The organism is Maricaulis sp. CAU 1757 (assembly GCF_054482675.1).
Window position 1 is genome coordinate 707602 of sequence record NZ_JBTLRI010000001.1, and the last position, 25718, is coordinate 733319.

Consider the following 25718-nt stretch of genomic DNA (forward strand, 5'->3'; position numbering starts at 1 on the left):
AGCGGCGCCTCCGGCGCCCTTGACGCGACGAAGCGTCTGAGGCCCGCTGGCTGGCAAGAGATGTATGGTGGGGTGTGCGCCGGGGGCGGCGCAGAAAAATGACGGACCGAAATGGCCAGTAAATCAGGCTTGCTCAAACGTGTTCTTAAATGTCGCTTTATGGATGTGAGTGCCCCCGAGTTGTTCGAATGCTCTTTGCCTACATGAGAACGCGATAATCTGAATCTCCTTCGCAACCACGTTGATTACGTCGAACATCTTTTCGATACGGTCGTCGTCACAAAAGACCAGGGCGTCATCTAGGATCACCGGAACATGTACGCCTTGCGCTGCCATGACCTTCGCGAACCCAAGTCTAGTAAGAATGGCGATCTGCTCTCGGGTGCCACCAGACAGGCGGTCCAAGCTCTCCCTTATCCCCTTGCGTTCGATTTCTGCTGGGCCAAAATCATCATTGAAAGACACAGAAGCGCCACCCAAAACCTGAGCAATGAGGGGGTCTACCACCGCTTTGACCGGCTCAAAATACTGTTGCCGACGCTTCGATATTCCATCATCTAAGGCATCAACCAGTAGCCGCAGAGCGTTGCCCTCCCTCAATAAAGCCGCCTCTTCCGACTCTGCTTTCGCCAGCTCCGCTTGGGCATTAGCGAGCTCTTCCTCGGCACCAGCCTGACCTGCCTGTTTAAGCTGGCCTTTGAGCTTTCCCAGCTCCTCTGAAAGGCGAGCGATCTCTTGGGATCGGTTTTGCGCGATTTGCTCCAGTCGCTTTACGCGCTCTTGGGCTACTTCTACTGAAGGCTGCCTGTCTGCTTCCACCTCGTACGTCTCTTTTGCGGCAGCCATCTCCGTGAGCCTACGGTCATGCGCTAGGGTCAAGGAATTTTCTTTTTCAGCACGCTCTTTTTCTGAACCAAGCGCTTGTTCGATCGGCCCGAGTTGCTCGGTCAACTGTCTGACCTGATCTTCGACGCGACGAGCCTCCGCCCGCTTATCTCTCAGGTTACGTTCGGCCGCGTCTAGTTCACTATTGGCTTGGACAAAGTCGGCCTCAGCGCGGTTGCGAGCATCGGATAAGTCCGTGACATTCGGCGGCTCGAGATTGCCATCATCTTCCGCAGGATTTGACGGCAGGGAATCAAGCGCGGCTTCCAGTGCGTCCACACCATCTGGAGCGACCTCAGCTAGCTCGTTTTCTAAGCGCTCGGCTGCGTTGGCCGCGGATTTGCGAGCTTCGTGAAGCTTGCGCGCGGCGGCCACGTCTTCGACACCGCATGCCTTGAGCAGTGCATCGAGCCTTTCCTGCGAAACTGCGAGTGCGCTTTCGGTACCTTCGCGGTCTGGTGTCTCGATGGTTAGTTGGAGATCTTGATATGTCAGCTTGCTGAGACCAGAAAGGAGAACTGGATCGCCTTTGCGGATCTGTGACTCGTTTAGTAGGACCTCCGCGGAAGCAGCTTTGACGTGCAAACTGGGGCGTGTAGCAGCCGCTTCTGAACGACATTTAATCAGATCCTCGTGCGCGTCGTTTATTTCATCCAGTTCCGGCAGCGGTACCGCGGCGCTTTTCCGTGCGGCTACCAAACTTCTTGTAATCTCACGTGCCTTATTCAGTGCTTTGATTATCGAACGGCGCTGCGAAATCGCTTTTATTTTCTTCGTTGTTTCCTCCGCATCTGCCAAGGCCGATTTGGCGTTCTCATAGGATTGCTTCAAGGCTGCGACTTTTTCTCGGTCCGGCGCTAGCTCTTGATCCAACGCGTCGATTTGCTTGCGAACGGATGCCGCTTCCGCTCTTTTAGCTTCTCGCTTCTCGTTGAGACCTGCGAGGTCTTGCAATCGGTCTTGAAATCTCTCAAGTTCAGCTTTTGCGTTCGCGGCGTTTGCAACCGCGGCCTCCCTAGCCACACGAAGTGATTTTACTTTTTCCTCGGCCTGAATGGCCTCATTGAGCGCGTTCCGAGCGTCCGCAAGCTTTTTATTGTGCTCAAGTTCGCTTACCTTGCTCAAGCCGTCCAACTTGCTCTCAACGTCTATAAGTTCGGCCCGCGCGGCCTCGGATTGGCAAACTTGTTCATCCAACTCCTGCACCTTGACGCGAAGCTTCTGGACCTCATCCATTGCGTCCTTCAATTTAAGGCGCGGCTTACCTCTGTCGGTTTGGTATTCAGAGAGCTTGTCTCTAGCGAGGTGAAGCACGGCGTTTGCTTTATCGCCCCCCACCACGGTTTCGATTTCGCCCTCCAGCGAGCCAAACAGTTCGTGGCCAGCTCCACCTTGCGATGACGGTTGTAGGAGTGACGCACCTTGGCGGACCCACAGCAAACCTGGTGAGCTGGTTTCGAGGTTGTCGGTTCCTAACTTGTCGGTGATCCAGGCCTCAGCGTCCTTGCTCTCGGCAATAACGCGATTGGTGGTCAGCTCGCTGACAGCGGCCATTTCGCCTTTTAAATATTGCTTCGCTAACCGGAAGCCTTGACCATCGATCTCGAGATCCAACTCGACATAGAGACCTTCGGTGCTACGGTCGCAACGAAGATCCTTGATATGCTTCTTCTTACTGCTGTAGGCATCGAACAGAATGAGCTCCAACGCCCGGTAAAGCGTAGTCTTTCCGGCCTCATTGCCTTCCCGCACCACATTCAAGCCATCCGTAAATCCGTCGAGGACGCACCCTTCTTGACCGAAAGGGCCGATATTACGCACTCTAAGCGAGCGCAACTTCATCGGATTTCCTCCTTCTGGGAGAACGTTGCAAGCAGATCTAATGCCCGTTTTGCTACTGCCTTTTCGTCGCCAGTGGCGTCCGTTGCATTGATCCGGGCAGCGATTTCATTTCCTGCATCACGCAATGCGCCATCAGGGAGAATGTCACTAAGGCTTTCGTGGTCAACCACCGTGGATAGGCCCTCATACCTCGCTCGCAGATGGGCTAGGCTGGCTGTCTCCTTTTCCACGAACGCCAACAATTCCATCCGATCCTGCAACCTCAACTCGCCACAAAGCTCCAGCCTAGACAGTCGCAAGTGCCGCGAGCCATGCGCATCCAGAACTGCGGATATTCTCTCTTTTAAATCAATGCCTTCTATGCAATCAACCCGATCTCTAGTCCACGTGAACTTTCCGGTGCGGACTGGCTTAACCGAGGGCGTTTCGCCGCGTTCCACCTCAGCGACCAGTACCCAGCCTGGATCATTGTTTGGAAAGCGGTCGGGTTCTGGGGTGCCGGCATACCAAGTTCTCTCATTTACTTGTGCCCTGCCGTGCCAATCACCCAACGCCAAGTAGTCGAGACCTGCGCTGTCGGCCCTGTTCCTGTCGATCACCGCGGACTGATGAGACTGGTCGAAAAACCCTTCGACACCACCATGGGCCACCCCAATACGGACGCAGCCCTCCTCCACTTCCATGGCGTCAAAATCTGAAGTGAGGTCTCGCCCTGGGTTCTTGGAATGATAAGGCGCGGGTAATACAGCGACCCCGGGCTCCGGATAGACCGCTTTCTGCGTTGTAAGTGTTTTTACATTCTCAGGTAGCCCAATTGATTTCAGCCGGTCCCAGAGCCCGTGCTTCTGAGCAGGGTCATGGTTTCCCGGCAAGAGCCACCAAATGACGCTGTTAAAGGCTGCCATGCGGTCTAGTGGTTGGCGCAAAAGCTTGTCGGATGGCGCGGCCATGTCCCAGACATCACCAGCGACGAAAATATGCTTGGCGTCTTCCTTCTCAGCGACTGCACCAATGGTCTCGATAACGTCGAGCCTTGCAGCCGCAAGTTGCGCCGCCAATTCCGGCTCAAAATTTTTGAATGATCGACCGAGCTGCCAATCTGCGGTGTGAACGAATCGGAATGCCATTCCAATAGGTTTGCATAATTCCCGCTTTACGGGAAGGTGCGGTTAATGCACCCCCCTTTGCAGAAGGCTGTGAGGTACCATGGCACCTCTACTCCGGTGAAACGCCAATGGATAAAGGAAATAGGGTAGCAATTCTTTGAAGCGCAATGAGAGTGCGGCACCCGCAGCCTCCTAAACCCGCGGCCCCGGCCCATACCTAAACTTTCCCAGCAGCCCCGCCACATCCGGCAACTTCCCCGTCACGCCGCGCAGCTGCGCCTTCACCTTCTCGAACTGCATCACATCGCTGATGCGGCGGTCGAGGAAGGCGCGGGCGTCGGGTTTGGCGGGGTCGGTTTCGCCGAGCCAGATGGCCAGGGTGGAGGCGTAGACGCCGGACAGGATGGTGCGCTTGGAGTAGAAATTGCCGTCGGTCGAGGTGTCGCCGATGGCGCGCCACATCATGTCGGCGGAGGCCCACAGCAGGCGAGCGCCCTCGGGCACGGCGTCGGGCAGCAGCAGGCGGGCGCGGGCGCGCCTTGCGGCTTCCTCGTGCGGTTCCAGGACGGCGAGGCGGGCCAGCACGGCCTCGCGCACCTTGTCGCGGATCTTGGTGGGGGCCGGGTCGGCGCCGCGGATCACCGTGTCGGCCTCGGCGTCGAGCTGGCGCGACCAGTGCGCGATCAGGTCCAGCTCCTTGCGCGGGCAGGCGATCAGTGCGGTGCCCGGCGCGATGCCCGTGTCTTCGCAGGCGAGCGCGAAACTGGCGGCGTTCCAGCCGTCGAACACCGCGTGGCCGAGCATGGCCTGTAAAAGCGGATCACGTGTGCTATCATAGCCGGACGGGGCTGCAGGATCGGTATCGGTCATGCATCCTATCTAGAGCAGACCATGCCATCCGTCATCCCGCGTCCGCGCCAATGCTGCCCGCGGCTGTGCGGACAGTGTGGACACACCCCCCCGGCTCTGGTAGTAGCCCCGCCTCTGGCGAACCCGCGGCGTGAGGATGCTCCCTCGCGTCCAACCTATGGAGAGAGAGCCATCGTACAGATCGTCGTGCGCGATAATAATGTGGAGCAAGCGCTCCGCGCGCTGAAAAAGAAGATGCAGCGGGAAGGTACTTTCCGCGAGATGAAGCGCCGCAACCATTATGAGAAGCCTTCGGAGAAGAAGGCGCGCCAGAAGGCCGAAGCCATTCGCCGGGCGCGCAAGCTGGCCCGCAAGCGGGCGCAGCGTGAAGGCCTCGTCGCCAAGCGTGGTGGTGGACGCCGCTAGGGTCGCCAGGACCTGACCGACAGACGTCGCGAAAACCGCCGTGCTCCCTGACCGGGGAGCGCGGCGTTTTCGTGTGTGCGGATGGGATTGGCACAGGGCGGGCATGACGAAGCGCCGGGCGGACCAGAGTCCGCCCCTTCATTTCGCCTGAATACGCGCGCCCGGCGCGCAATGATCCATTGATCTCTTGTCAGCCAGCGGGCCTCAGAGGATGAAAGCTGTCAAGGGCCCGAAGGGCCGCTATGCGGTTGAAACCATTGACAGCTTTCATCCTCTGAGGCGGACTCTCGGCAAGAGATGAATGGTGAGGTGGGGCGCTGCGGGCGCCCATTTTTTTGCCCACAATCCAGCTGCTTGTTTCCCCCGCCTTCATGGCGGGGCCTCGAATCCTGTCGGCTGTTAAATCGGCTGCAGGTTTTCGTTCGATGACCGACTGGAGGCCCCGCCATGAAGGCAGGGAAAACGGAGTAGGGGGGCGGCCGGGAGGGCCCTAGCCCTATCCCTTCGCCCTGCCCTTGCCGCCGAGGCTGAACCAGCCCTTCACCGTGTCCTGGTTGGCCTGGTTGAGGGCGCCCATGCGGAACACCCGGCCTGCGCCCCAGATGACGAAGGCGGCGGTCGCCAGCATGCCCAGATTGGTGGCCAGGATTTCCACCATGCCGACATCCTGCGGCAGGCGCACCATCATCAGGAAGGGCGTCCACAGCGGCACCCAGCTGGCCATGGCGATGAAGGGCGAGTCCGGCGCGTCGATGGCGATGACCACGAGGATCATCGGCAGCATCATCACCATCATCATCGGGCTCATCAGCGACTGGGCGTCCTGGATGGTGTCGCACAGCGAGCCGATGGCCAGGAAGATGGCGCCGTACATCAGATAGCCGACGATGAAGTAGAACAGCGCCGCGCCGATCAGGCCCGGATCGAGCACCGTGGCCAGGATCTCGCCGATCGGCAGGCCGGCCGCCGAGGCCAGCTGCTGCGCCGCCAGGCCGCCCAGGGCCGCCAGCGTGCCCCAGAACACCAGCAGGGTCGCCGACACGGCGGCCACGCCCAAGAGCTTGCCGGTGAGGATCTCATGATGCCGGGCCGAGGCCAGCATCATTTCCAGCACCTTGTTGCCCTTCTCCTCGATCATCGCCGTCAACAGCATGTTGACGACCGAGAAGATGACGATCCACAGGCCGAAGGCCATGGCGATGCCGATGACCAGGGGCAGGCGCTCGCCGGTGGTGACTTCCGCCGCGTCGCCGCCGCGCTCCGGATTGAGCTCGCGCACCACGGCGTCGAGCTCGCGCGCCTCCTCGACCAGCACCGGGTCAACGCCATTGTCCATGAAATAGCCCAGGCGCAACTGCTCGCGCATGGCATTGCGGATCTCCGACTTGAGCCCGCCATCGGTGAGGTTGGTGCTCCAGTACTCGATCTCGATCTCGCCGTCCGGCGTGCGGTCGAGATAGACCGCCGCAAACAGGTCGCGCGGACCGTCCGGCGTGTCCACCTGGGCCTCGCCCAGCAGGTAGGGCCGCAGCCGGTCCAGCTCGGTCTCCGGCGCCTCGATGCGGACATAGCGGTCACTCGGCAGGTCGACCTGCTCGACCAGGGCATCGCTGAGCGGTCCCTCGCCGCCGGCCATCTCTGTGATGGCCTCGGTCATCTCGGCGCGCATCTCGGCGCGCTGCTGTTCCAGCCGCGCCTCATAGGCCGCCGCCAGCTCGCCGCCGGTCTCGTCGACCAGCACGTAATAGCGGTCCGGCTGCGAGTTCTCGATCAGCACCGGCAGGCCGCCGAACACGGTCATGATGACCGGCACGGAGAGCAGCGAGATCCAGAACCCCCAGGTGCCCACATAGGACAGGAATTCGCGGCGGGCGATCAGGTAAATGGCGCGCATCAGGCCAGTCCTTCCTCGGTTTCGGTGGCCGGCGCGATGTGGCGCTCCTCGACCAGGTGCACGAAGGCATCATGCAGGTGCGCCCGCACCGGCTCGAACCGGCTCAGGCGGACCCCCTTGTCGACACAGGCCTTGAGCACGGTCTGGGCATCCACGCCCGGAGCCAGCTCGACCGTCCAGACCACGCCGTCCGGCCCGGTTGCCTGCGTGACCGTGCCCATGCCGGCGAGCACGGCGGCGAGATCCTCGCCGGCCGCGGTTTCCAGCAGCACCCGCCGGGGCACTTCCCCGAGCGCCGCCGGGACCGTGCCGTCAAACACCTTGCGACCGCGTGCCAGCAGCACGATCTGGTCGCACAGGCGTTCGGCGTGCTCCATGACATGGGTCGAGAACAGGATGGTGCGCCCGGCATCGGCCTGGGCGCGAACGACCAGTTCGAGGGCCTTCTGGTTGACCGGGTCGAGCCCCGAGAACGGCTCGTCGAGAATGATGAATTCCGGCTCGTGCACCAGGGTGGAGATGATCTGGACCTTCTGGGCCATCCCCTTGGACAGGGATTTCACCTTGCTGTCAGCGACGTCCGAAAGACCGAAGGTCTCCAGCATGTCGAGGCCGCGCTGGCGCGCCGTCGCCGCCTCGACGCCTTTGAGCCGGGCGAAGAAGACAATGACGTCCAGCACTTTCATCTTGCGATAGATGCCGCGCTCTTCCGGCAGGAAGCCGACCCGTTCCAGGGCGCTCGCCCGCGGCGGTCCACCGAACAGGCTGACCTGGCCCCGGTCTGGGGCCAGGATGCCCAGCGACATGCGCAGGCTGGTTGTCTTGCCGGCGCCGTTGGGACCGAGGAAGCCGGTGATCTGGCCGCGCTTGACGGCGAAATCGAGCCCCTGGACCGCCGGCTTGCCCTTGAACGCCTTGCTGACGCCTTCAAGCGCCAGGATTGTCTCGCTCATGCCATGCCCCATGCTGATTTGCCGCCAGCTTATGCAGGCCCGGCGCGCCGGGCCACCGGTATTGCAGCGCCGCCGCGTCCCTCCCTGCATCACAGGCTGCGACGCGACCTTGGACAGGCGTGTCGCGATGGCGATAGTGGGACCATGACCGAAACCGCCGTCATCCGCGAGCGCCTGACCGCCCTGAAGCAGGACTTGCTGGCCCTCAGCCAGGCGGCCGCTTCCGATCGCCGCCCGGTCGAGCTCGACCAGCAGTCCGTCGGACGGCTGTCGCGCCAGGACTCGCTGCAGGTCCAGGCCATGGCCAAGGCGGCCGACGCCCGGCGGGCCGGCGAAGTGCGCCGCATCGAGGCTGCCCTGCAGCGCCTGGACGCGGGCGAGTACGGCTGGTGTGCCCAGTGCGGCGAGACCATCGAGGCGCGACGCATCGAACTCGACCCGGCCATTGCCCTGTGTACGGAGTGCGCCCGATGAGTCTGGAGCTGGCCAGCCACGCCCCCTTCAAAGCCGCACGCGCCCGCTTTGCCGAGCAGGGCCGGACCCAGCTGGCGCCGGTGCTGGGCGAGGACGCTCTCGGCCGGGTGCGCCGCGCCATCGAGGATCTGCCGCGCTGGACCCTCGTGACCCGCCTCGCCGGCAAGCATCTCGATCTCGATGCCGCCGCCATGGAGGCGCTTCCCGCCGCACAGAAGGCCGAGTTCACCCGCCAGGTCGCGGCTGCCGCCGAGGCCGGCTTCACCTATCTCTACGAGACCTATCCGATCTACGACAAGGCCCATGCCGGCGTGCTGCGCGCGGAGAGCCCGGCCCTGGCCGACCTCTTCGATCTACTCAATTCCGACACATTCCTCGACCCCATGCGCGAACTGACAGGCGCGCACGACATCGCCTTCGCCGACGCCCAGCTGACCCGCTACCGGGCCGGCCATTTCCTGTCGACCCATGATGACGGCGTGGCCGGCAAGAACCGCGTCGCCGCCTATGTCCTGAGCCTGTCGGAGCGCTGGCAGCAAAGCTGGGGCGGCACGCTCGACTTCCTCGATGCCTCCGGCACGTGCACCGCGCGGTTCACGCCGCGGCCCAACACCCTGTCGCTGTTCTCGGTGCCGCAGCCGCACGAGGTCACCCCGGTCCGGCCCCGCATCCGGGCCGCCCGCTACTCGGTCACCGGCTGGCTACGCCGCGGCGAGGACCCGGGCCCGGCATAACCCGCCCGCGCCAGCAGTCCGCGCAGCGCCTCGTCGCCGGCCGCCGCCAGTTTCAGGAGCTCGACATACGGGTCGCCGCCCAGGCCCAGGCATTGCGCGAAAGCCGGCTCGGTCTTCAGCCCGGAGCGCTTGGCTGCGCGCACATCTGCCCTGAGCGCTTCGCCGGCCAGCGACAGCAGGCGGTCCTCCGCCTTCCAGTGCACCCAGGCCTCGTGGGTTTCCACCGGGCGGGCCCGACCGAACACCTCGAACGCCACGCCGCCGATCTCGAAGCGCGAGATGATCGAGGCCTCACCGGCATGGAGATTGTGCACAGCCCGCGCTCCGAACCGCCCCAGCGCTTTGTCGAGCGTCGCGGCAAAGCGCGCCAGATCGGACCCGCCGGTGCAGCAGATGTCAATATCGGCGCCGGGCCCGTGCACGTCGAGCGGGATCGAGCCCACCCAGCGCGGATCGTGCCCCGCCAGGCTGTGGTGGATTCCGCTCTCGACGAACAGCTCGCGGGCTCTCGGCAATGTGATCCTGTCCATCCCTCCGCATGGCCGTACGGCAGTGGGCAAGTCAAGCCTGCTTCGCTAGCGTGCCGGTGGGAGGAGATTTCATGCTGACACTCATCGCCCTGACCCTGGCCATGCAAACCGCCGAGCCCGCACCAGCCAGGACGCCGGACCTGTCGGCTGCCGCCTGGCTCGCCGGATGCTGGCACAGCGAGGGCTTTGGCGGCACCATCTCGGAATGCTGGACGCCGACCGCCGACGGCCAGCTGGTCGGTGCCTTCCAGCTCAGCCGCGGCGGCGCACTGGACATGTCGGAATTGATGCTGATCGGCACGGCCGGCGGCCAGGCGGGCTATCACGTGAAACATTTCAGCGCCGACATGGTGCCGTGGGAAGCCCCCGAGGAGCGCGTCACCTTCGCCTTCGTCTCGGCCAGCCCCGAGCAGATCGTGTTCGACGGCCTGGTCCTCGAACCCCGGGGCCCCGACGCCTACCGCATCACCCTGCGGGTGCGCACACCGGAGGGCGGGACCCGCGACACCCTTCTCCACTTCGAACGCACGCACTGAGGAACTGCGCATGGGGTTCTACGCCGACCGCATCCTGCCCTGCCTGATCGGCTCGAGCTGCTCGATCTCACCGATCATGCGCCAGCGCCAGCGCATCGTGCCGCAGGCGCGCGGTCGGGTGCTGGAGATCGGCCTTGGAACCGGCCCGAACCTGGAGGTCTACGACAGGTCGCGGATCGAGCGCGTCATCGCTCTGGAACCGTCCGCCGGGATGCGGCGCAAGGCAGGTCGGCTGATCGCCGCGTCAGGCCTGGAGGTCGACCTGGTCGACGCGCCGGCCGAACACATCCCGCTCGAGGATGACAGCGTCGACACCGTGGTGCTCACCTTCACCCTGTGCTCCATCCCCGACAGCCAGGCTGCCCTGGCGGAGATGCGGCGGGTTCTCAAACCGGACGGGGAATTGCTGTTCTGCGAGCACGGACTGGCGCCGGACGCCGGTGTGGCGCGCTGGCAGCGCCGGCTGGAACCGGTGTGGAAACGCGTCGCCGGCGGCTGTCACCTGACCCGGCCCATGGACCGGCTGATCCGCGAGGCCGGATTCGACATCACCCGCCTGGACGCGGAATACGTTCCTGGCACGCCGAAGATCGTCGCCTACGACTATCTCGGCAGCGCCCGGATCGGCTAGCTCGCGGCCTTCTTCAGGCGGGCCTCGAGCTCACCGAGCATGAGCTCGTTGCCAGCCATGATGTTGCCGGTCTCCAGCACACCGTCCTGGCCGTCGATCTCGCCGATGAAACCGCCCGCCTCGCGCACGAGGACGATGCCGGCGGCGATGTCCCAGGGTTTGAGATTGCGTTCCCAGAACCCGTCATAGCGGCCGGCCGCGACCCATGCGAGGTCGAGCGCGGCGGAACCCATGCGCCGGATGCCGGCGCAATGCGGCATGATGCCGTGCATCTCCTTCAGGAAACGCGCATGCCCGGTGCGGCCGACATAGGGCATTCCGGTGGCGATCACCGCCTCGTCGAAATGCTTGCGTTCGGCCACGCGAAGGCGCCGGTCGGCCAGCCAGGCCCCACGACCCTTCTCGGCGTGGAACATCTCGTCGGTGGCCGGGTTGTAGATCACCCCGGCGACCAGCTCGCCCTCGCGCTCGAGCGCGATCGAGACGGCGAAATGCGGCATGCCGTGCAGGTAGTTGAGCGTGCCGTCGAGCGGGTCGACGATCCAGCGGTGCGAGCGGTCCGTACCCTCGACGACGCCGCGCTCTTCCATCAGGAAACCATAGCCCGGACGGGCCTGGCTCAGGCGGTCATAGATGATTTCCTCGGCCTTGTGGTCGGCCTCCGAGACAAAGTCCGCCGGACCCTTGCGGGACACCTGCAGGTGCTCGATATCGCGGAAATCGCGGTTCAGCTTGCGACCGGCGCGCGCGGCGACGTCGGTCATCACGGTCAGGAGGGGAGACAGCGTACCCAAGGGATCAGTCCGCCCGCTTGACGTAGGAACCGTCTTCGGTCGCCACGATGATGTTCTCGCCGACGCCGACGAAGGGCGGCACGGAGGAGCGCACGCCGTTGGAGAGGATGGCCGGCTTGTAGGAATTGGCCGCGGTCTGGCCCTTCACCACCGGCTCGGTCTCGGCGACTTCCAGGGTCACGTGCTGGGGCAGGGAAATGCCGATCGGACGATCCTCGTGGAACTCGACGACGACAGTCATGCCGTCGGTCAGGTAGGCGGCCCGGTCCTCGCCGACGAAATCCTTCTGCAGCTCGATCTGCTCGTAGGTTTCCGCATCCATGAAGGTCAGCGTCTCGCCGCTGTCGAACAGGAAGGTGTGGTCCTTCTGCTCGAGGCGCACGCGCTCGACCTTGTCGGCGGCACGGAACCGCTCGTTGAGCTTGCGACCGTCGAGCAGGTTCTTCAGCTCGACCTGGGCAAAGGCACCGCCTTTGCCCGGCTTGACGTGGTCGGTCTTGACCGCGACCCAGAGCGTGTCCTGGTGCATCAGCACATTGCCCGGACGGATTTCGTTACCGTTGATTTTCATCATTCACCTGTTTGGCCCGGTCGGGGCCCTGCAATGGGGGAGGCGGAGCCGCGCTGCCGCAAGTCGCGCTCTCCTATCAGCGGCGGGGAAGGACCGCAAGCGCAGGCGCCTGCCCGACCGCTCAGCGCGCCGCTGCCAGGCGTTCGCGCACCGCGGCGCGCTGCTCCGGGGTCAGGGCACGCTCGAGGGCGGCCTGGAGCTGATCGCGATCAGGGTCGAGGCGCGGTTCGCCGTCAATGTCCTGCGCCGCCGCCAGGGTCCAGAAATAGGCCGTTTCGAGATCCTGCTCGACGCCTTCGCCGCGCGCCAGCACGAAGGCCCGCAGGAACTGGCTCTCCGGATCGCCGCCGCGGGCCCCCTGGCCAAACCAGTGCGCCGCCTCGACCGGATCGGCGGCACCGCCGCGCCCCTGGTAGATCATCAGTCCCAACTGGCCCTGGGCCGGCCCATAACCACTCTCGGCGGCCTGGCGAAGCCAGGTCCGGGCGACGTCGTCATCGGCTTCGCCGCCCTCGCCCCCGGCCCACATCATTCCGGCCTGGAAGGCGGCTTCCGCCAGATTGGCCCGGCCGGCCCGCTCATACCACAGCCGCGCCCCGGCCGCGTCGCGTTCACCGCCCTGGCCCGCATCAAGCATCTGGGCGGTCAGGAACATGCCTTCCGCCGAACCGCGCTGGGCAGCGCGCTCGGCCCAGCTGCGCGCCGCGATATGGTCCTGCGGCACCGGCGAGGCCTTGAGCTCGCCGGCAAAGGCCAGCATGCCGCCGACATGGCCGGCCCGCGCGGCGCGCTCGAACCAGCGCCGCGGCAGGCCAAGCTCGAGATTGTCATCATCGAGCCGGGCCAGCAGGCCGAGCTGATAGAGCGCCACCGGCTGATCCTGCTCCGCCGCGCGCCGGAACCAGCGCACCGCTGCCGCGAGGTCATATCGACCCCGCCGCGCGTCGCTGGCCAGCAGTCCGGCCAGCAGCGCCGCGTCAATCTCGCCAGCCGCAGCCGCCGTCTCGGCATAACCCAGCGCCACATCCCAGTTCTCGCCCAGATAGGCGATCTGGGCCCGATACCAGGCCTCTTCACTGGCTGACATCCCGGTGGGAACCGCCGCCTCGGCAGGATCGAGCCCGTCGCCCGCGGCCTGCTGGACACTGTCCGGCAGGCGTACGAGCTCGGTCGGAAAAGCCAGGCTGTCCGGTTCCGATACCGCGTCCTCGGGGAGCACTTGGGACAGGCCTGGGGCCGTTGCGACAAGGCCGAAAAGGGCGACAAGGCTGTGGCGAACAATCATCATGCCCTCCTAGAGCAACGTGATTGCGGCAAGGTCAAGGCTGGCGGGCCCTGTCTGAAAGCATTGTCATCCGGCTCAGGCCTCGCCGCACAGCCGGTTGAAGGCCTGTACCGCCGCGGCCGGACCGTCAGCGTGCTGCCACACGCCGCCGCAGACAGCGATGAAATCGGCACCGGCTTCGATCAGGGGCGCCGCATTGTCCGGCGTGATGCCGCCAATGGCCACGCAAGGCAGTTCGAACAGCTCGACCCACCAGGCGATCAGGTCCGGCTCGGCAACATGGCTCGTCGCCTTGGTCCCGGTCGGGTAGAAGGCACCGAAGGCGACATAGTCCGCGCCCGCCTCGCCGGCCGTCATCGCCAGATGGCGCGAGTTGTGGCAGGTCACACCCACGCTGCGCTCCTTGCCGACGACCGCCCGCGCCGCCTTCACCGGCCCGTCGTCCTGGCCGACATGCACACCGTCACAGCCCAGCTCGACCGCCAGTTCGGCATCGTCATTCATCAGCACCGCCACGCCGCGCGTCTGGGCGCAGGCGATCAGGGGCGGCGCCAGGCGACGAATCTCGTCGCGGTCGTGGTCCTTGAGGCGGATCTGCAGCGCTGCCACCGCGCCGGCGTCCAGGGTCTCGGCCAGACGCTCGGCGAAGCCGTCATCAATGCGGGGCGGAGTGATCAGGTAAAGCTGGGTCATGCCTCCTTCTGGCAGCGCCACCCCCAAACGACAAGCCTCTACCCTGCGCTCGAATTCAGGTTGCAAATCGACGCGACGGGCCCGATACAGCTCGCCTCGGCGATCAGCATGTTCATGCCTGCTTCATGTGACACCGAGTATCCATGGCACCAGGCGCCGCAAAACTGGTTTCCGGCGACCACAGGGCATTCAAGGGGACTGACTCAAATGATGAAATTCACGCTTGCGGCATCGGCCGCGCTGGTCGCGATCGCCGGCACGGCGCTGGCCCAGGACTACACCCAGGCGCCAACCTTCGGCAGCGCCAACTTGTCGGCCGGCTTCACGCCCGACCCGTACGCCGTCAACATCACCGCCGGCGGCAATATCGACGCCAGCCAGTGGGGCAATGGCTGCGCCGGCATGGTCGCCAACGCGCCGGATTTCCGCCTTCAGTATTCGGCCGGCAGCTATCCGCTGTCGATCGGCGCCATTTCCGATGCCGACACGACCCTGATCATCAACGGCCCGGACGGCCAGTGGTATTGCGATGATGACAGCGGTGGCGATCTCGACCCGCTGCTGACCTGGGGCAACCCGCCGAGCGGCCAGTACGACATCTGGATCGGCACCTATGGAAGCGGCAGCGACCTGGCGCCCGCGACCATCATCATCTCCGAACTGGGCGGCTAGAGGCCAGCTTCGGCAAGGACGCCAAAGAGAAAGGCCCCGCAGCTTGCTGCGGGGCCTTTTTCATGGTCGCCGTGACGGGAAATCCCGGCTTATGCCGTCTGCTTCTCGAGGCTCTCATCCCACTCGCCGGTGGCCGCGAGGCCGTTCATGCGCGCCCGGTGGTTGAACGCGGCCTGGGCGGCATCGACATTGTCCGACTTGCCGGCCCAGCTCTTGAGCGGAGCGGCCTGCAGGGCACGGCCGTAGGAGAAGGTCAGAGGCCAGGGCAGGTCGTAACCGGCATTCATGGCGTTGAGATGGGCGGTGGCCTCCTCGTCGGACTGGCCGCCGGACAGGAAGGCGATGCCCGGCACAGCGGCGGGAACGCAATTGGCCAGGCACTGCACCGTCATGTCGGCGACTTCCTCGACCCCGGCGCGGTCGGACGCCTCGGTGCCGGAGATCACCATGTTCGGCTTGAGGATGGTGCCTTCCAGCATCACGCCCTGGTCGAACAGCTCGCGGTACAGGGTCTTGAGGGCGAACTCGGTGACCTCGTAGCAGCGCTCGATCGAGTGATCGCCATCCATGATGACTTCCGGCTCGACAATCGGCACGATCGAGGCTTCCTGGCACAGCGCGGCATAGCGGGCCAGCGCGTGCATGTTGGTGTTGATGCAATACTGGCTCGGCATGGCATCGTCATTGCCGCGACCGATATTGATGACCGCACGCCATTTGGCGAAGCGGGCGCCCAGTTCGAAATAGTCGGCCAGGCGATCACGCAGGCCGTCGAGGCCCTCGGTGATCATCTCGCCCTCGGCGCCGGCCAGCGGCTTGGCCCCGGCGTCGACCTTGATGCCAGGAATGGCGCCGGCCTTCTGGATCAGCTTGACCAGCGGCGTGCCGTCCTTGGCGCTCTGGCGGATGGTCTCGTCATACAGGATGACGCCGGAGATCCGCTCGCTCATGGCCGGCTCGGTGCGGAACAGCATCTCGCGCCAGTCGCGCCGGTTGTCCGGCGTGTTGTCGAGGCTGATCGAGGCAAAGCGCTTGCCGATCGTGCCCGTCGACTCGTCGGCCGCCAGGATACCCTTGCCCGGGGCCACCATGGCGCAGGCGGTTTCGTTCAGAAGATCCAGATCCATCTCAATTCCCCAGCTGTCTTAGCGTGTCTGTGTCTGTGTCCGGCCCGGCCGCGGACCAATCGGTTTCAAGGTCAGGCTACTGCTTCCGGCTCGTTGCGCAAGACGGCAACGCCGGGCAAGGGCTTGCCTTCCATCCATTCCAGGAAGGCCCCGCCAGCAGTCGAGACGAAGCTGAAACGCTCGCTCACTTCAGCCTGGTTGAGCGCTGCCACGGTATCGCCGCCACCGGCCACCGCGACCAGCTCGCCGGCATCGACCAGATCGGCGGCCTGGCGCGCCGCCGCGACCGTCGCCGTGTCGAAGGGCGGGGTTTCGAAAGCGCCCAGCGGGCCGTTCCAGATCAGCGTCTTGGCACTGTCCATGGCCGCCGCCAGCGCGACCACTGTGGCCGGCCCGCAATCGAGGATCATTTCGTCGTCCCTGACGTCGGTCACGGCCGCAAGGCGTGTGACCGGATGCGCCTTGAACTCGGTCGCCAGCACCACGTCGCTCGGCAGCATCAGCTTGCAGCCGGCCTCTTCGGCGGCCACGAGGATCATCCGCGCCGTATCGACGAGATCCTTCTCGCACAGGCTGGCACCGACCTTGACGCCCTTGGCGTGGAGCAGCGTGTTGGCCATGCCGCCGCCGACGAACAGCACGTCGACCTTCTTCACCAGATTGCGCAACAGATCGATCTTGGTGGACACCTTGGCCCCGCCCACCAGGGCGATGACCGGGCGTTCCGGCGCTTCCAGGGCCGCGACCAGATGGTCGATCTCGCTCTGCATGGCGAGACCGGCGAAGGACGGCAAATGGTGCGTCACGCCCTCGGTCGAGGCGTGCGCCCGGTGTGCCGCGGAAAACGCGTCGTTGACATAAAGGTCGCCGAGCTCGGCCAGGGCCTCGGAGAAGTCGGCATCATTGGCCTCTTCGCCCTCGTCAAAGCGCGTATTCTCCATCAGCAGGACATCGCCTTCGGCGAGGTCCGACACCGCCTCGGCCGCATGCGCGCCGACCGTCTCGGTGCAGAAATACAGCGGGCTGCCGAGCAGGTCGCTGAGCGGCTGGCACACCGGTTCGAGCGACAGCTCGGGCACGACCTGGCCCTTGGGACGGCCGAAATGCGACAGCAGCACCACCTTGGCGCCGGCCTCCACGAGATGCTCGATGGTCGGCAGCGCCGCGCGCAGGCGCGTGTCGTCGCTGACCTCGCCATCCTTCATCGGCACGTTGAAATCAACGCGGACGAGGACACGCTGGCCCTTCACGTCGACGTCCTGGATGCGGCGGATATCGGTCATCTGCGGGCCTCGTCTTTCTGGAGCGGGCTAGAGGAACTTGCCCATGGCGACCGTGGTGTCGATCATCCGGCAGGCGAAGCCCCACTCATTGTCATACCAGGTCATCACCCGCACCAGGCGCTCGTCGACGACATTGATCTTGTCGAGGGCGACCACCGAGGACCGGCTGTCATGGTTGTAGTCGATGGAGACCAGCGGCAGGTCATCATAGCCCAGAACGCCCTTCATGGGACCATCGGCCGCGGCCTTCACGGCGGCGGCGATCTCTTCCTTCGTGGTTGCCTTGCCCGGCGTGAACACCAGGTCGATCAGCGACACGTTCGGGGTCGGTACGCGCACTGCGGAGCCGTCCAGCTTGCCGACCAGTTCCGGCAGCACCAGGCCGACCGCCTTGGCGGCACCGGTCGAGGTCGGGACCATCGACATGGCGGCGGCGCGGCCGCGGTGCAGGTCCTTGTGATTGCGGTCCAGTGTCGGCTGGTCGCCGGTATAGGCGTGGATCGTGGTCATGTGGCCGCGCTCGATGCCGACCGCGTCGTTCAGCACCTTGGCCACCGGGGCCAGGCCATTGGTCGTGCACGAGGCATTGGAGACGATGATGTCGTCGGCCGTCAGGTCGCCGTGATTGACGCCGTAGACAATGGTCTTGTCGGCATTCTTGGCCGGAGCCGAACACAGCACCCGCTTGGCGCCGGACTCGATGTGCGCCATCGAGCCTTCCTTGGAATTGAAGGCGCCGGTGCATTCCAGCACGATGTCGATGCCCATGTCCTTCCAGGGCAGCTGGCGCGGATCGCGGTTGGAAACCTTCCGGATCTTGCCAAAGCCGGCATCGATCCAGTCATCGCCGACCTTGATCTCGCCGGGATAGCGGCCATGCACGCTGTCATACTTGAGCAGGTGGGCATTGGTTTCCGGCGTCGAGCTGTCGTTGATGGCGACGACTTCAACGTCATTCCAGCGCTGGTTTTCCAGCACCGCACGCAGGGCCAGGCGGCCGATGCGGCCAAAACCGGTGATCGCAACCCGAAGGGCCATACTCGTGTCTCCTTGCAGTCCGGCCGGGATCGCAGGCATCCGGCTCGTCGGGCGCGGATTTACCGGCCTTTCCGGCTGGCGTCCACCAATCGGCAGACATTTTTCATTCGGCGGCTCCGGGCACGGCCCCACGCTCTTCTGCCCGTGCGCAGGCGAAGGTCTTGCAATGGCCCCGCCCCCCTGCCAGAACCAAGCGCTAGGTATTTAACGTCAAGGGCAGGCGTCACGATCATGAAAGTCATCGTACTCGGCGGAGACGGCTTCTGCGGCTGGCCGACCGCGCTTCATCTCTCCAATCTCGGACACGACGTCGTCATCGTCGACAATCTGTCGCGTCGCAAGATCGACATCGAGCTCGAGGTCGACAGCCTGACGCCGATCCGGCCGATGAGCGAACGCCTCGCGGCGTGGAAAGAGGTGTCGGGTCGCGACATCGGGTTCGTCAACATGAATATCGGCAAGGACTACCAGGAGCTGGTGGACCTGATCGAGGCGCACGAGCCGGATGCCATCGTGCATTTCGCCGAGCAGCGCGCCGCGCCCTACTCGATGAAATCGGCTCGCCACAAGCGCTACACCGTCGACAACAATCTCAACGCCACCAATGACGTGCTCGCCGCCATCGTCGAGACCGGCCGCGACATCCACCTCGTCCACCTCGGCACGATGGGCGTCTATGGCTACGGCACCGCCGGCATGAAGATTCCCGAGGGCTATCTCAAGGTGAAGATCGAGACCGAGGAAGGCCTGAAGGACCAGGAAATCCTCTATCCGGCCAATCCGGGTTCGATCTACCACATGACCAAGACCCAGGATCAGCTGTTCTTCCATTTCTACAACAAGAACGACAAGGTGAAGATCACCGATCTCCACCAGGGTATCGTCTGGGGCACGCAGACCGAAGAGACCAAGCGCGACGAGCGCCTGATCAACCGCTTCGACTATGACGGCGATTACGGCACCGTGCTCAACCGCTTCCTGATGCAGGCCGCGGTCAATTACCCGATGACGGTGCACGGCACCGGCGGCCAGACCCGCGCCTTCATCCACATCCAGGACACGGTGCGCTGCATCCAGCTGGCCATCGAGAACCCGCCGGCGGCCGGCGACAAGGTCCAGATCCTCAACCAGATGACCGAGACCCACCGGGTCCGCGACCTGGCCAAGATGATCGGCGACCTCACCGGCACCGAGGTCCAGCTGGTGCCCAACCCGCGCAACGAGGCGGACGAGAACGACCTGCATGTCGAGAACGACACCTTCCTCAGGATGGGCCTCAAGCCGACCACCCTGGCCGACGGCCTGATGGAGGAAGTCACCGAGATCGCGCGCAAGTATGCCGACCGCTGCGACAAGACCAAGATTCCCTGCGTGTCCTACTGGGGCAAGCAGCGCGAGGACGCGGCAACGACGGCCGCGCCGGCGAGTGATCTGAAGGTGGCGGGCTAAGCCTCTGCCTCACATCCCAACGAAAAGGGCGCCTCACGGGGCGCCCTTTTTTTTGTTCAGGTTCAGAACCCGGCTCACCCCTTCTCCCTGGGGAGAACGGGCCCCCAAGGTGCGGATGAGGGGAGGCCCCCGGCCCCGCGGGACAATCAATCGCGGGACAGTCTCTCCACCAGCCGCCCCAGGAAGCCACAGCACGCGTCCAGCTGATCCACCGCCAGGAATTCGTCGGGCTGATGCGCCTGGCTGATCGAGCCCGGCCCGCACACCACGACACTCAGGCCCGCCGCCTGGAACTGTCCGGCCTCGGTGCCATAGCTGACTACGCGGCTGGCATTGTCACCGGTCAGCTGGCGCGCCAGGCGCTCGGCGGCGCCGTCGGCTTCCGGCGCCAGCGGCGGGACGCTTGAGCGCACGCGAACGGTCACCGAAGCTTCCGGCGCAAACCGCCGCATCTCCGCCTCGACTGCCGCCGCACGCTCGCCCAGGCCGGCTTCCAGCGCCGCCATGTCGTCCCACGGAGCCGGCCGGACCAGCGCCCCGAACTCGGCATCGAGCGCCAGAATGTTGAGGGCCGTGCCGCCGGACATCTGGCCCACCGTGAGCGTCCCGAAGGGCGGATCGAACGGGCTGTCATCGGGCGCCGCCGCGCGCATCCGGGCCGCCGCGTCGACCAGGTATTGCATCAGCGGCACCGCGTGGGTCACCGCGCAGGCCCCGTCATGGACGAGGCTGGAATGCGCCTCGCGGCCGCGCAGTGTCACCACGACCGAGAACAGGCCCTTGTGCGCCGTCACCACCTTCATGTCCGTCGGCTCGCCGACGATCACCAGGGCCGGCTTCACCGGTCCGTCCATGATGCGCTCGATCAGCGCCGGCGCGCCGAGACAGCCAACCTCCTCGTCATGCGACAGGGCGATGTGGATCGGCCGCTCGAGGTCGGCCTGCGCCATCCGAGGGGCCAGCGCCAGGATGGCGGCGGCAAAGCCCTTCATGTCGCACGTGCCGCGCCCGTACAGGCGGCCATCGCCCTTGTCGGTCAGCACCCACGGGTCAGACGTCCAGGGCTGGCCATCGACCGGCACCACATCGGTATGCCCCGACAGGATCACCCCGCCATCGACAGCCGGTCCGAACACGGCGTGCAGATTGGCCTTGGTGCCATCGGCACTGGGAATGCGCTCGCATCGCGCGCCGAGGGAGGAGAGCTGCGTCTCGACATGTTCGATCAGGGCGAGATTGGAGTGCCGTGACGTGGTGTCGAAAGCGACCAGGTCGCGCAGGTGAGCGATGGCGGAAGCAAGCTGGGTCATGGCGTCGGTCTGGCGCCACGCAGGCTCGGCGTCAACGGAAATCTCGGCCTAACTGCCACGCGGCATCGGAACACTGGAATCCACACTGAAGCGGGCCTGGATCGGCTCCATCAAGGGGAGGTGAACGGCATGGGTATAGCCCACCTGGACCCGCCCGACCGGTACGGCTCCGGAGTGGTCGACCGCGAAGTCCAGATCAATCACCAGATCCTGTCCCAGCGCCGCTAGCTCGGCCTCGATGTCCTGACGCAGCCGCTCGGCATCGACACTGGCATCCAGCATGGCGACGCGCAGGCTGCGCTCGGTCACCCATTGCACGGTTGCCCCCTTGTACAGCGCCAGCGAGATCTGCAGAACGCCGACAATAATGAATATCAGGGCCGGAGCCACGAGGGCGAATTCCAGCGCGCTGGCCCCGCCGCGATCGCGCCGGAATCGGCGCGGCAGCTGTCTCACATCACCGCGCACGGACCATCTCCGTCACGCTGACCTCGTACTCGCCGAACAGGCCGGCATAATAGGCCGAGGCCTCGATCTGCTGGACGATGTCCGGCACCGATCCGTCCGCGCACAATTGCCCGCACGGCGCGTCGACCTCGGCACACTTGCAGCACCGCACGACGCGAACCATGGAGTTCTCCGGCCGGCTGGTCCAGGACTGTTCGACTATCGCCACCGCGTCGTCGGGATCATCACCGCCCGCCATGAAGTATTGGGCGCCATTTCGCACCGCGCCGTGCAGGTCGGTGCGATCATGGGCCAGCCGGCCAAGATCGAACACGCCCAGCAGGAGGGCGGCGAGAACCGGAACGATGACGGCAAATTCGACCGCCGCCGCGCCGCGTCGACAGGTGACAAAGGCAAGAAGCGTTCTGACCGGGTCCATGTCCTACTCCACCAGTCTCACATCACTCGGCACTTGCGGGAATTCCATCCCGTAGCCGGTGCAGTCGGTGCTGATATGGGCGTTGCCGCCGATCTCGATGGTGTAGCCGACCAGCTGCATGCAGCCGCTCTGGCCGGAAAAATTGCCGAGGAAGCTGATGTCGCTGGATGGCGTGTAGATCGCGCCGGTGATCAGCGAGTCCGCGCTGCCGTTGAAGGTGTGCTCGACCCCGAAATCGTCCCGGTCACCGAATAGCGCGAGGCCTGCGTACTCCCCGGTGGTGGGGGCCGAAATCCGGATGTCGGCTGAGCCATTGAACCGCGCCCGCGCGCCATCGGTGAGGTAGAAGGTCACTCCCTCCGCCACCACGCTGGTATTGGCATTGATGCGGAAATCCCCACCATCGATGATGTAGACACCCGGCTCGAACACCACCTCCCCCGACAGCGACAGGCCGTTGCAGAACCGCTTCACGCCACCCGGCCCGGCAGCGATCGTGGTGGGCCCGGATTTCCGCCCGCCGCCATTCAGATTGCTGCAGGACGACGGCATCACCGGCGCGTCCAGCTCGGCATAAGGGTCCAGCGCCCGGGGCAGGTTGGTGCGCGGCGCCGGGCAGCCGGTCAGCGTGTAATCGGCGCTGCCTCCGCCAACCTGGAAGCCGCCGACCGCATTGATGCACGGTGCCTCGACCTCGGTACTGCCGCGCAGCAGCACGGCGTCCTCGGCGATCGAGTTGGACATGATCTCGCACTTCAGGAGCGACACGCTCGAGGAGCCAAAGAAATCGATGGCCGCATTGCCCTCCGGACTCAACGCGAGAAGGCAGGCATCTGACTCCTGCTCGTACGTGGCCACGGCACGGACCGAAATCTCCAGCGGGGCATCGGCCATGACGGCGGAGAAGAAGCGCGGCACCTGTTGGCGGATCACCACCTCCATGGAGCGTGCATTCCTGTAGGCGCCGCTCTCTGGCGGGTGAAAGGTGGCGAGCGTTCCGGTGACGGCGTCATAGCCATGCAGGCTGGCCTCGGCCTCGGCTTCCTCGCGGGCTTGGCTGGAAGGCTCGTTATTGCGCAGTGACACCGCGCCGGCATACGCGGCGAGGTCGGCCGCGGTCTGGGCCTGGCGCTGGCGAAACTGCCAGAATCCGACATCCACACCCAGACCCGTGAACCCGATCAGGACCGGCAGGCACAGGGCAAATATCACTGTGGTGTTGGCGGAGCGATCGCGAAGCCAGCGGGCGAGCATGCAGTCCCCTTGGTGACGTGTCTGGCCCGCATTAGAGCGTCGACATATTCGCCAGGCGTGAAGGCGCGCGGCACAGTTTTCGCCAAGTTTTCAGAGCATTTTCACGAGTTGGCCGGAGGCGCCGATTGACCGGGCGACCGGTTGCCTGACACGGCTTGCTGACCAAGGGAAATCAGCCATCCCACCGCAAGCGTTCAGCTTTCGATAACCATGCTTTTCAACAGCACCTTAAGGGACCGGCTCTAGACTGCTTCGATCAGATTGGATCCGAGCCATGTTGCTGCATGCCAGAATCATCGACCTGACCCGGCGCTTTGCCCGCCAGACGCGCGGCAACGTGGCGATGATCTTTGCCCTGGCCGTGCTGCCGGTCACCTTGCTGTCGGGCGGGGCCATCGATTTCAACCAGGCCATGAATGCCCGCTCCCGCCTGTCCCAGGCGCTGGATGCGGCCGCCCTGGCCGTCGGGTCCAACACCAATTTGTCGGACGCGGATGCTGCGGACGTGGCGGCGCGCTTCATAGCCGCCAACTATCCCGGTCGTGAGCTGGGGACGGTACAGAATGTCCGGGTCTCGATCGACGATGTCACCGACACGGTGATCGTTACCGGTGAGGCGGAAGTGCGGACCACCCTGCTCGGCCTCGCCGGCATCAATACCATCACCGTCGGCTGGGAGAGCGAGGTCCAGCGGGCCCGCCAGCGCCTCGAGCTGGCCATGGTCCTGGACAATACCGGATCGATGAGCGGCTCCAAGATCCGCAATCTGCGCGACAGCGCTGCCCTGCTCAACGAGATCCTGTTCGACGCTGCGGACGAGCGCGGCGACGTCAAGATCGGCCTCGTCCCCTTTGCCTCCACCGTCAATGTGGGCACCGCCAACGAAGCGGTCTGGTGGATGGATCCGGATGGTCGCAATCCGCTGCATTCGGAGTGGTTCGATCAACCGGCCAATCGCTGGGACCTGTTCGACGACCTTCGACGCACAAGCTGGGAAGGCTGCGTGGAGGCGCGCGCCATTCCGTTCGACATCGAGGACATCGAGCCTAATCCGGGTCGCCCGGAAACCCTGTTCATGCCCTATTTCGCGCCGGACGAACCGGATCGCGGCGGCCGGTACAACAATAACTATCTCAATGACGGCCTTCGCGGCAGCGTCTGGGAACGGTTGATGAATATCGGCAAGTACCGCAACGGACGCCCGCGCAACGGCAATGGCCCGAACGAAGGCTGCACCGCCCGCCCGATCACCCCTTTGACCGACAATGAACGCACGGTCGACCGCGCCATTTCGCAGATGGAAGCCAGCGGGACCACAAATATACCGCTCGGCGTCAGTTGGGGGGTCCGCGTCCTGTCGCCCCAGGCACCTTACACCGAGGGCGTGCCCTATGATGACGACGAGGTGGTCAAGGCCATGGTCGTCCTGACCGATGGCGAGAACTACATCTCCACCCGGGGTAGCCATTTCGCCCATAGCGACTATTCCGGCTACGGTTACATTCGAACCGGTCGCCTCGGCGTCACCTCGTCGAGCCGCTCCCAGGTCATCAATGCCATGAATGCGCGCACCGCAGCTGCCTGCGAATACGCCAAGCGCCAGGGGATCCGCGTCTACACCATCACCTTCCAGGTCAGCTCCAGCTCGACCCGCCAGCTGATGCGCGAGTGCGCGTCGAATCCGAGCCTCTACTTCGACTCTCCGTCGAGCTCGGCGCTGCGCGATGCCTTCGAGATGATCGCCGGCGACCTGACCAATCTGCGCATTTCGCGCTAGACCGGCCAGGCCGCCGGATCAGGCTATTGCCGGTCGGCCGCACTCGGCACGTCAAGCAATTCCATCTCGAAGATCAGCGCCTGGTTCGGGCCGATCGGACCGTCCGGCGTACCGCGCTCGCCATAGCCGAGCCGCGGGCGCAGGTAGAGCTCCCAGCTTTCGCCGACATGCATCAGCGGCAGTGCCTCGACCCAGCCGCGGATCAGGCGATCCGACGGAAAGGTTTCCGGCTGGCCGCGATCATAGGATGAATCGAACACCTCGCCGTGCGGCAGCTGACCGCGATAATGCACGGTAACCAGGTCGCCCGGCATCGGGGACAGGCCCTCTTGCTCGGCATCGACGATGCGGAAGACCAGCCCGCTGGGCAGTTCGAACACGCACTCCTGCTCCAGCACAGAGGCAATGTAGGCCTCCGAGGCCTCGGCATTCGCGTCGGCCTGGATCGGTCCTTCCGGCGGTCCAACCAGAACGATCTCGGTGTCAGCCGGCAGGTCGCACGCACGGGCTTCGGCGACGATGGCCGCTACGGCCTCGGCCTGTTGGCGCTCGGCCTGGACCCTGGGATCGATCCTGGCCGCCTCGTCCTCGGTCATCTCCGCGGACGGACGATCGGTGGGCTGCTCAACGACATCGTCCTCGTCGGTGGCGGTATCCGGACCGGAACAGGCCGCCAGGGCCAGGCCACAGACAGCGGTGAGCAATGCAATGCGGGTCAT

Annotated in this window: 26 protein-coding genes; 8 read left to right on the plus strand and 18 right to left on the minus strand. The window is 64.8% G+C overall.

What is annotated here, in order from left to right; all coding sequences use genetic code 11:
* Positions 1-123: 123 nt before the first annotated feature.
* The 3 genes from ACXYMR_RS03290 to ACXYMR_RS03300 form a co-directional block, all read right to left on the minus strand.
* The gene (locus ACXYMR_RS03290; RefSeq protein ID WP_458941326.1) at positions 124-2727 is read right to left on the minus strand and encodes an AAA family ATPase; all 2604 of its coding nucleotides are present in this window, start codon (positions 2725-2727) and stop codon (positions 124-126) included.
* Positions 2724-3854 carry a metallophosphoesterase family protein gene (locus ACXYMR_RS03295; protein WP_458941327.1) on the minus strand — a complete coding sequence of 377 codons (1131 nt, stop codon included), beginning with the start codon at positions 3852-3854 and terminating at the stop codon, positions 2724-2726. Before ACXYMR_RS03295 ends, ACXYMR_RS03290 begins: the two co-directional genes overlap by 4 nt.
* 171 nt (positions 3855-4025) lie before the next feature.
* Positions 4026-4703 (minus strand): COQ9 family protein, encoded by a 678-nt coding sequence (locus tag ACXYMR_RS03300; protein ID WP_458941328.1) that lies wholly within the window; start codon positions 4701-4703, stop codon positions 4026-4028.
* Positions 4704-4874: 171 nt separating this feature from the next.
* Here ACXYMR_RS03300 and rpsU point away from each other — a divergent pair, with 171 nt between their 5' ends.
* The gene (gene rpsU, locus ACXYMR_RS03305) at positions 4875-5108 is read left to right on the plus strand and encodes a 30S ribosomal protein S21 (RefSeq protein ID WP_458941914.1); all 234 of its coding nucleotides are present in this window, start codon (positions 4875-4877) and stop codon (positions 5106-5108) included.
* A gap of 496 nt (positions 5109-5604) precedes the next feature.
* Here rpsU and ACXYMR_RS03310 read toward each other — a convergent pair whose 3' ends face one another.
* The gene (locus ACXYMR_RS03310; RefSeq protein WP_458941329.1) at positions 5605-7002 is read right to left on the minus strand and encodes an ABC transporter permease; all 1398 of its coding nucleotides are present in this window, start codon (positions 7000-7002) and stop codon (positions 5605-5607) included.
* Positions 7002-7955, minus strand: a complete 954-nt coding sequence (locus tag ACXYMR_RS03315; protein ID WP_458941330.1) for an ABC transporter ATP-binding protein — start codon at positions 7953-7955, stop codon at positions 7002-7004. Before ACXYMR_RS03315 ends, ACXYMR_RS03310 begins: the two co-directional genes overlap by 1 nt.
* A gap of 144 nt (positions 7956-8099) precedes the next feature.
* Here ACXYMR_RS03315 and ACXYMR_RS03320 point away from each other — a divergent pair, with 144 nt between their 5' ends.
* Entirely contained in the window at positions 8100-8429 is a 330-nt protein-coding gene (locus ACXYMR_RS03320) for a TraR/DksA family transcriptional regulator (protein WP_458941331.1), read from the plus strand.
* Complete coding sequence (locus ACXYMR_RS03325; protein WP_458941332.1) at positions 8426-9163, plus strand: 2OG-Fe(II) oxygenase; 738 nt, start codon at positions 8426-8428, stop codon at positions 9161-9163. Before ACXYMR_RS03320 ends, ACXYMR_RS03325 begins: the two co-directional genes overlap by 4 nt.
* Here ACXYMR_RS03325 and ACXYMR_RS03330 read toward each other — a convergent pair.
* The gene (locus ACXYMR_RS03330; protein WP_458941333.1) at positions 9112-9678 is read right to left on the minus strand and encodes a DUF4269 domain-containing protein; all 567 of its coding nucleotides are present in this window, start codon (positions 9676-9678) and stop codon (positions 9112-9114) included. The genes ACXYMR_RS03325 and ACXYMR_RS03330 overlap by 52 nt on opposite strands.
* Positions 9679-9764: 86 nt before the next feature.
* Here ACXYMR_RS03330 and ACXYMR_RS03335 point away from each other — a divergent pair, with 86 nt between their 5' ends.
* The gene (locus tag ACXYMR_RS03335) at positions 9765-10229 is read left to right on the plus strand and encodes a DUF6265 family protein (protein ID WP_458941334.1); all 465 of its coding nucleotides are present in this window, start codon (positions 9765-9767) and stop codon (positions 10227-10229) included.
* 10 nt (positions 10230-10239) lie between these two features.
* On the plus strand, positions 10240-10860 hold the full coding sequence (locus tag ACXYMR_RS03340; protein WP_458941335.1) for a class I SAM-dependent methyltransferase: 621 nt from the start codon (positions 10240-10242) through the stop codon (positions 10858-10860).
* Here ACXYMR_RS03340 and ACXYMR_RS03345 read toward each other — a convergent pair.
* From ACXYMR_RS03345 to thiE, 4 genes are all read right to left on the minus strand, one after another.
* Positions 10857-11654 (minus strand): inositol monophosphatase family protein, encoded by a 798-nt coding sequence (locus tag ACXYMR_RS03345; RefSeq protein ID WP_458941336.1) that lies wholly within the window; start codon positions 11652-11654, stop codon positions 10857-10859. The two genes, ACXYMR_RS03340 and ACXYMR_RS03345, sit on opposite strands and share 4 nt — an antisense overlap.
* 4 nt (positions 11655-11658) lie before the next feature.
* Positions 11659-12225 carry an elongation factor P gene (gene efp / locus ACXYMR_RS03350; RefSeq protein WP_458941915.1) on the minus strand — a complete coding sequence of 189 codons (567 nt, stop codon included), beginning with the start codon at positions 12223-12225 and terminating at the stop codon, positions 11659-11661.
* 121 nt (positions 12226-12346) lie between these two features.
* A complete protein-coding gene (locus tag ACXYMR_RS03355; protein ID WP_458941337.1) occupies positions 12347-13510 on the minus strand; it encodes a tetratricopeptide repeat protein in 1164 nt (387 codons plus the stop codon).
* Between the two features lie 75 nt (positions 13511-13585).
* Complete coding sequence (thiE, locus tag ACXYMR_RS03360; RefSeq protein ID WP_458941338.1) at positions 13586-14203, minus strand: thiamine phosphate synthase; 618 nt, start codon at positions 14201-14203, stop codon at positions 13586-13588.
* 207 nt (positions 14204-14410) lie between these two features.
* Here thiE and ACXYMR_RS03365 point away from each other — a divergent pair, with 207 nt between their 5' ends.
* Positions 14411-14875 carry a peptidase S1 gene (locus tag ACXYMR_RS03365; protein WP_458941339.1) on the plus strand — a complete coding sequence of 155 codons (465 nt, stop codon included), beginning with the start codon at positions 14411-14413 and terminating at the stop codon, positions 14873-14875.
* An 89-nt stretch (positions 14876-14964) separates the two neighbouring features.
* Here ACXYMR_RS03365 and ACXYMR_RS03370 read toward each other — a convergent pair whose 3' ends face one another.
* From ACXYMR_RS03370 to gap, 3 genes are all read right to left on the minus strand, one after another.
* Complete coding sequence (locus ACXYMR_RS03370) at positions 14965-16002, minus strand: class I fructose-bisphosphate aldolase (protein WP_458941340.1); 1038 nt, start codon at positions 16000-16002, stop codon at positions 14965-14967.
* Positions 16003-16073: 71 nt separating this feature from the next.
* Positions 16074-17285, minus strand: a complete 1212-nt coding sequence (locus tag ACXYMR_RS03375; RefSeq protein WP_458941341.1) for a phosphoglycerate kinase — start codon at positions 17283-17285, stop codon at positions 16074-16076.
* 27 nt (positions 17286-17312) lie between these two features.
* The gene (gap, locus tag ACXYMR_RS03380; RefSeq protein WP_458941342.1) at positions 17313-18323 is read right to left on the minus strand and encodes a type I glyceraldehyde-3-phosphate dehydrogenase; all 1011 of its coding nucleotides are present in this window, start codon (positions 18321-18323) and stop codon (positions 17313-17315) included.
* Positions 18324-18554: 231 nt separating this feature from the next.
* On the opposite strand from gap, the gene ACXYMR_RS03385 reads away from it, so the two are divergent.
* On the plus strand, positions 18555-19772 hold the full coding sequence (locus tag ACXYMR_RS03385) for an NAD-dependent epimerase/dehydratase family protein (RefSeq protein WP_458941343.1): 1218 nt from the start codon (positions 18555-18557) through the stop codon (positions 19770-19772).
* Positions 19773-19918: 146 nt separating this feature from the next.
* Here the strand turns inward: ACXYMR_RS03385 and argE are convergent, their stop codons facing one another.
* Genes argE through ACXYMR_RS03405 form a run of 4 tightly spaced genes read right to left on the minus strand, consistent with a single transcriptional unit; the run spans position 19919 to position 23222 of the window.
* Positions 19919-21082: an acetylornithine deacetylase gene (gene argE, locus ACXYMR_RS03390; RefSeq protein WP_458941344.1), complete on the minus strand. Its 1164-nt coding sequence runs from the start codon at positions 21080-21082 to the stop codon at positions 19919-19921.
* Positions 21083-21130: 48 nt separating this feature from the next.
* The gene (locus ACXYMR_RS03395) at positions 21131-21550 is read right to left on the minus strand and encodes a TadE/TadG family type IV pilus assembly protein (protein ID WP_458941345.1); all 420 of its coding nucleotides are present in this window, start codon (positions 21548-21550) and stop codon (positions 21131-21133) included.
* Complete coding sequence (locus ACXYMR_RS03400; protein ID WP_458941346.1) at positions 21540-21968, minus strand: TadE/TadG family type IV pilus assembly protein; 429 nt, start codon at positions 21966-21968, stop codon at positions 21540-21542. Before ACXYMR_RS03400 ends, ACXYMR_RS03395 begins: the two co-directional genes overlap by 11 nt.
* Before the next feature lie 3 nt (positions 21969-21971).
* A complete protein-coding gene (locus tag ACXYMR_RS03405) occupies positions 21972-23222 on the minus strand; it encodes a pilus assembly protein TadG-related protein (protein WP_458941347.1) in 1251 nt (416 codons plus the stop codon).
* A gap of 274 nt (positions 23223-23496) precedes the next feature.
* On the opposite strand from ACXYMR_RS03405, the gene ACXYMR_RS03410 reads away from it, so the two are divergent.
* A complete protein-coding gene (locus tag ACXYMR_RS03410; protein ID WP_458941348.1) occupies positions 23497-24999 on the plus strand; it encodes a TadE/TadG family type IV pilus assembly protein in 1503 nt (500 codons plus the stop codon).
* Between the two features lie 23 nt (positions 25000-25022).
* Here ACXYMR_RS03410 and ACXYMR_RS03415 read toward each other — a convergent pair whose 3' ends face one another.
* Positions 25023-25718 (minus strand): FKBP-type peptidyl-prolyl cis-trans isomerase, encoded by a 696-nt coding sequence (locus ACXYMR_RS03415; RefSeq protein WP_458941349.1) that lies wholly within the window; start codon positions 25716-25718, stop codon positions 25023-25025.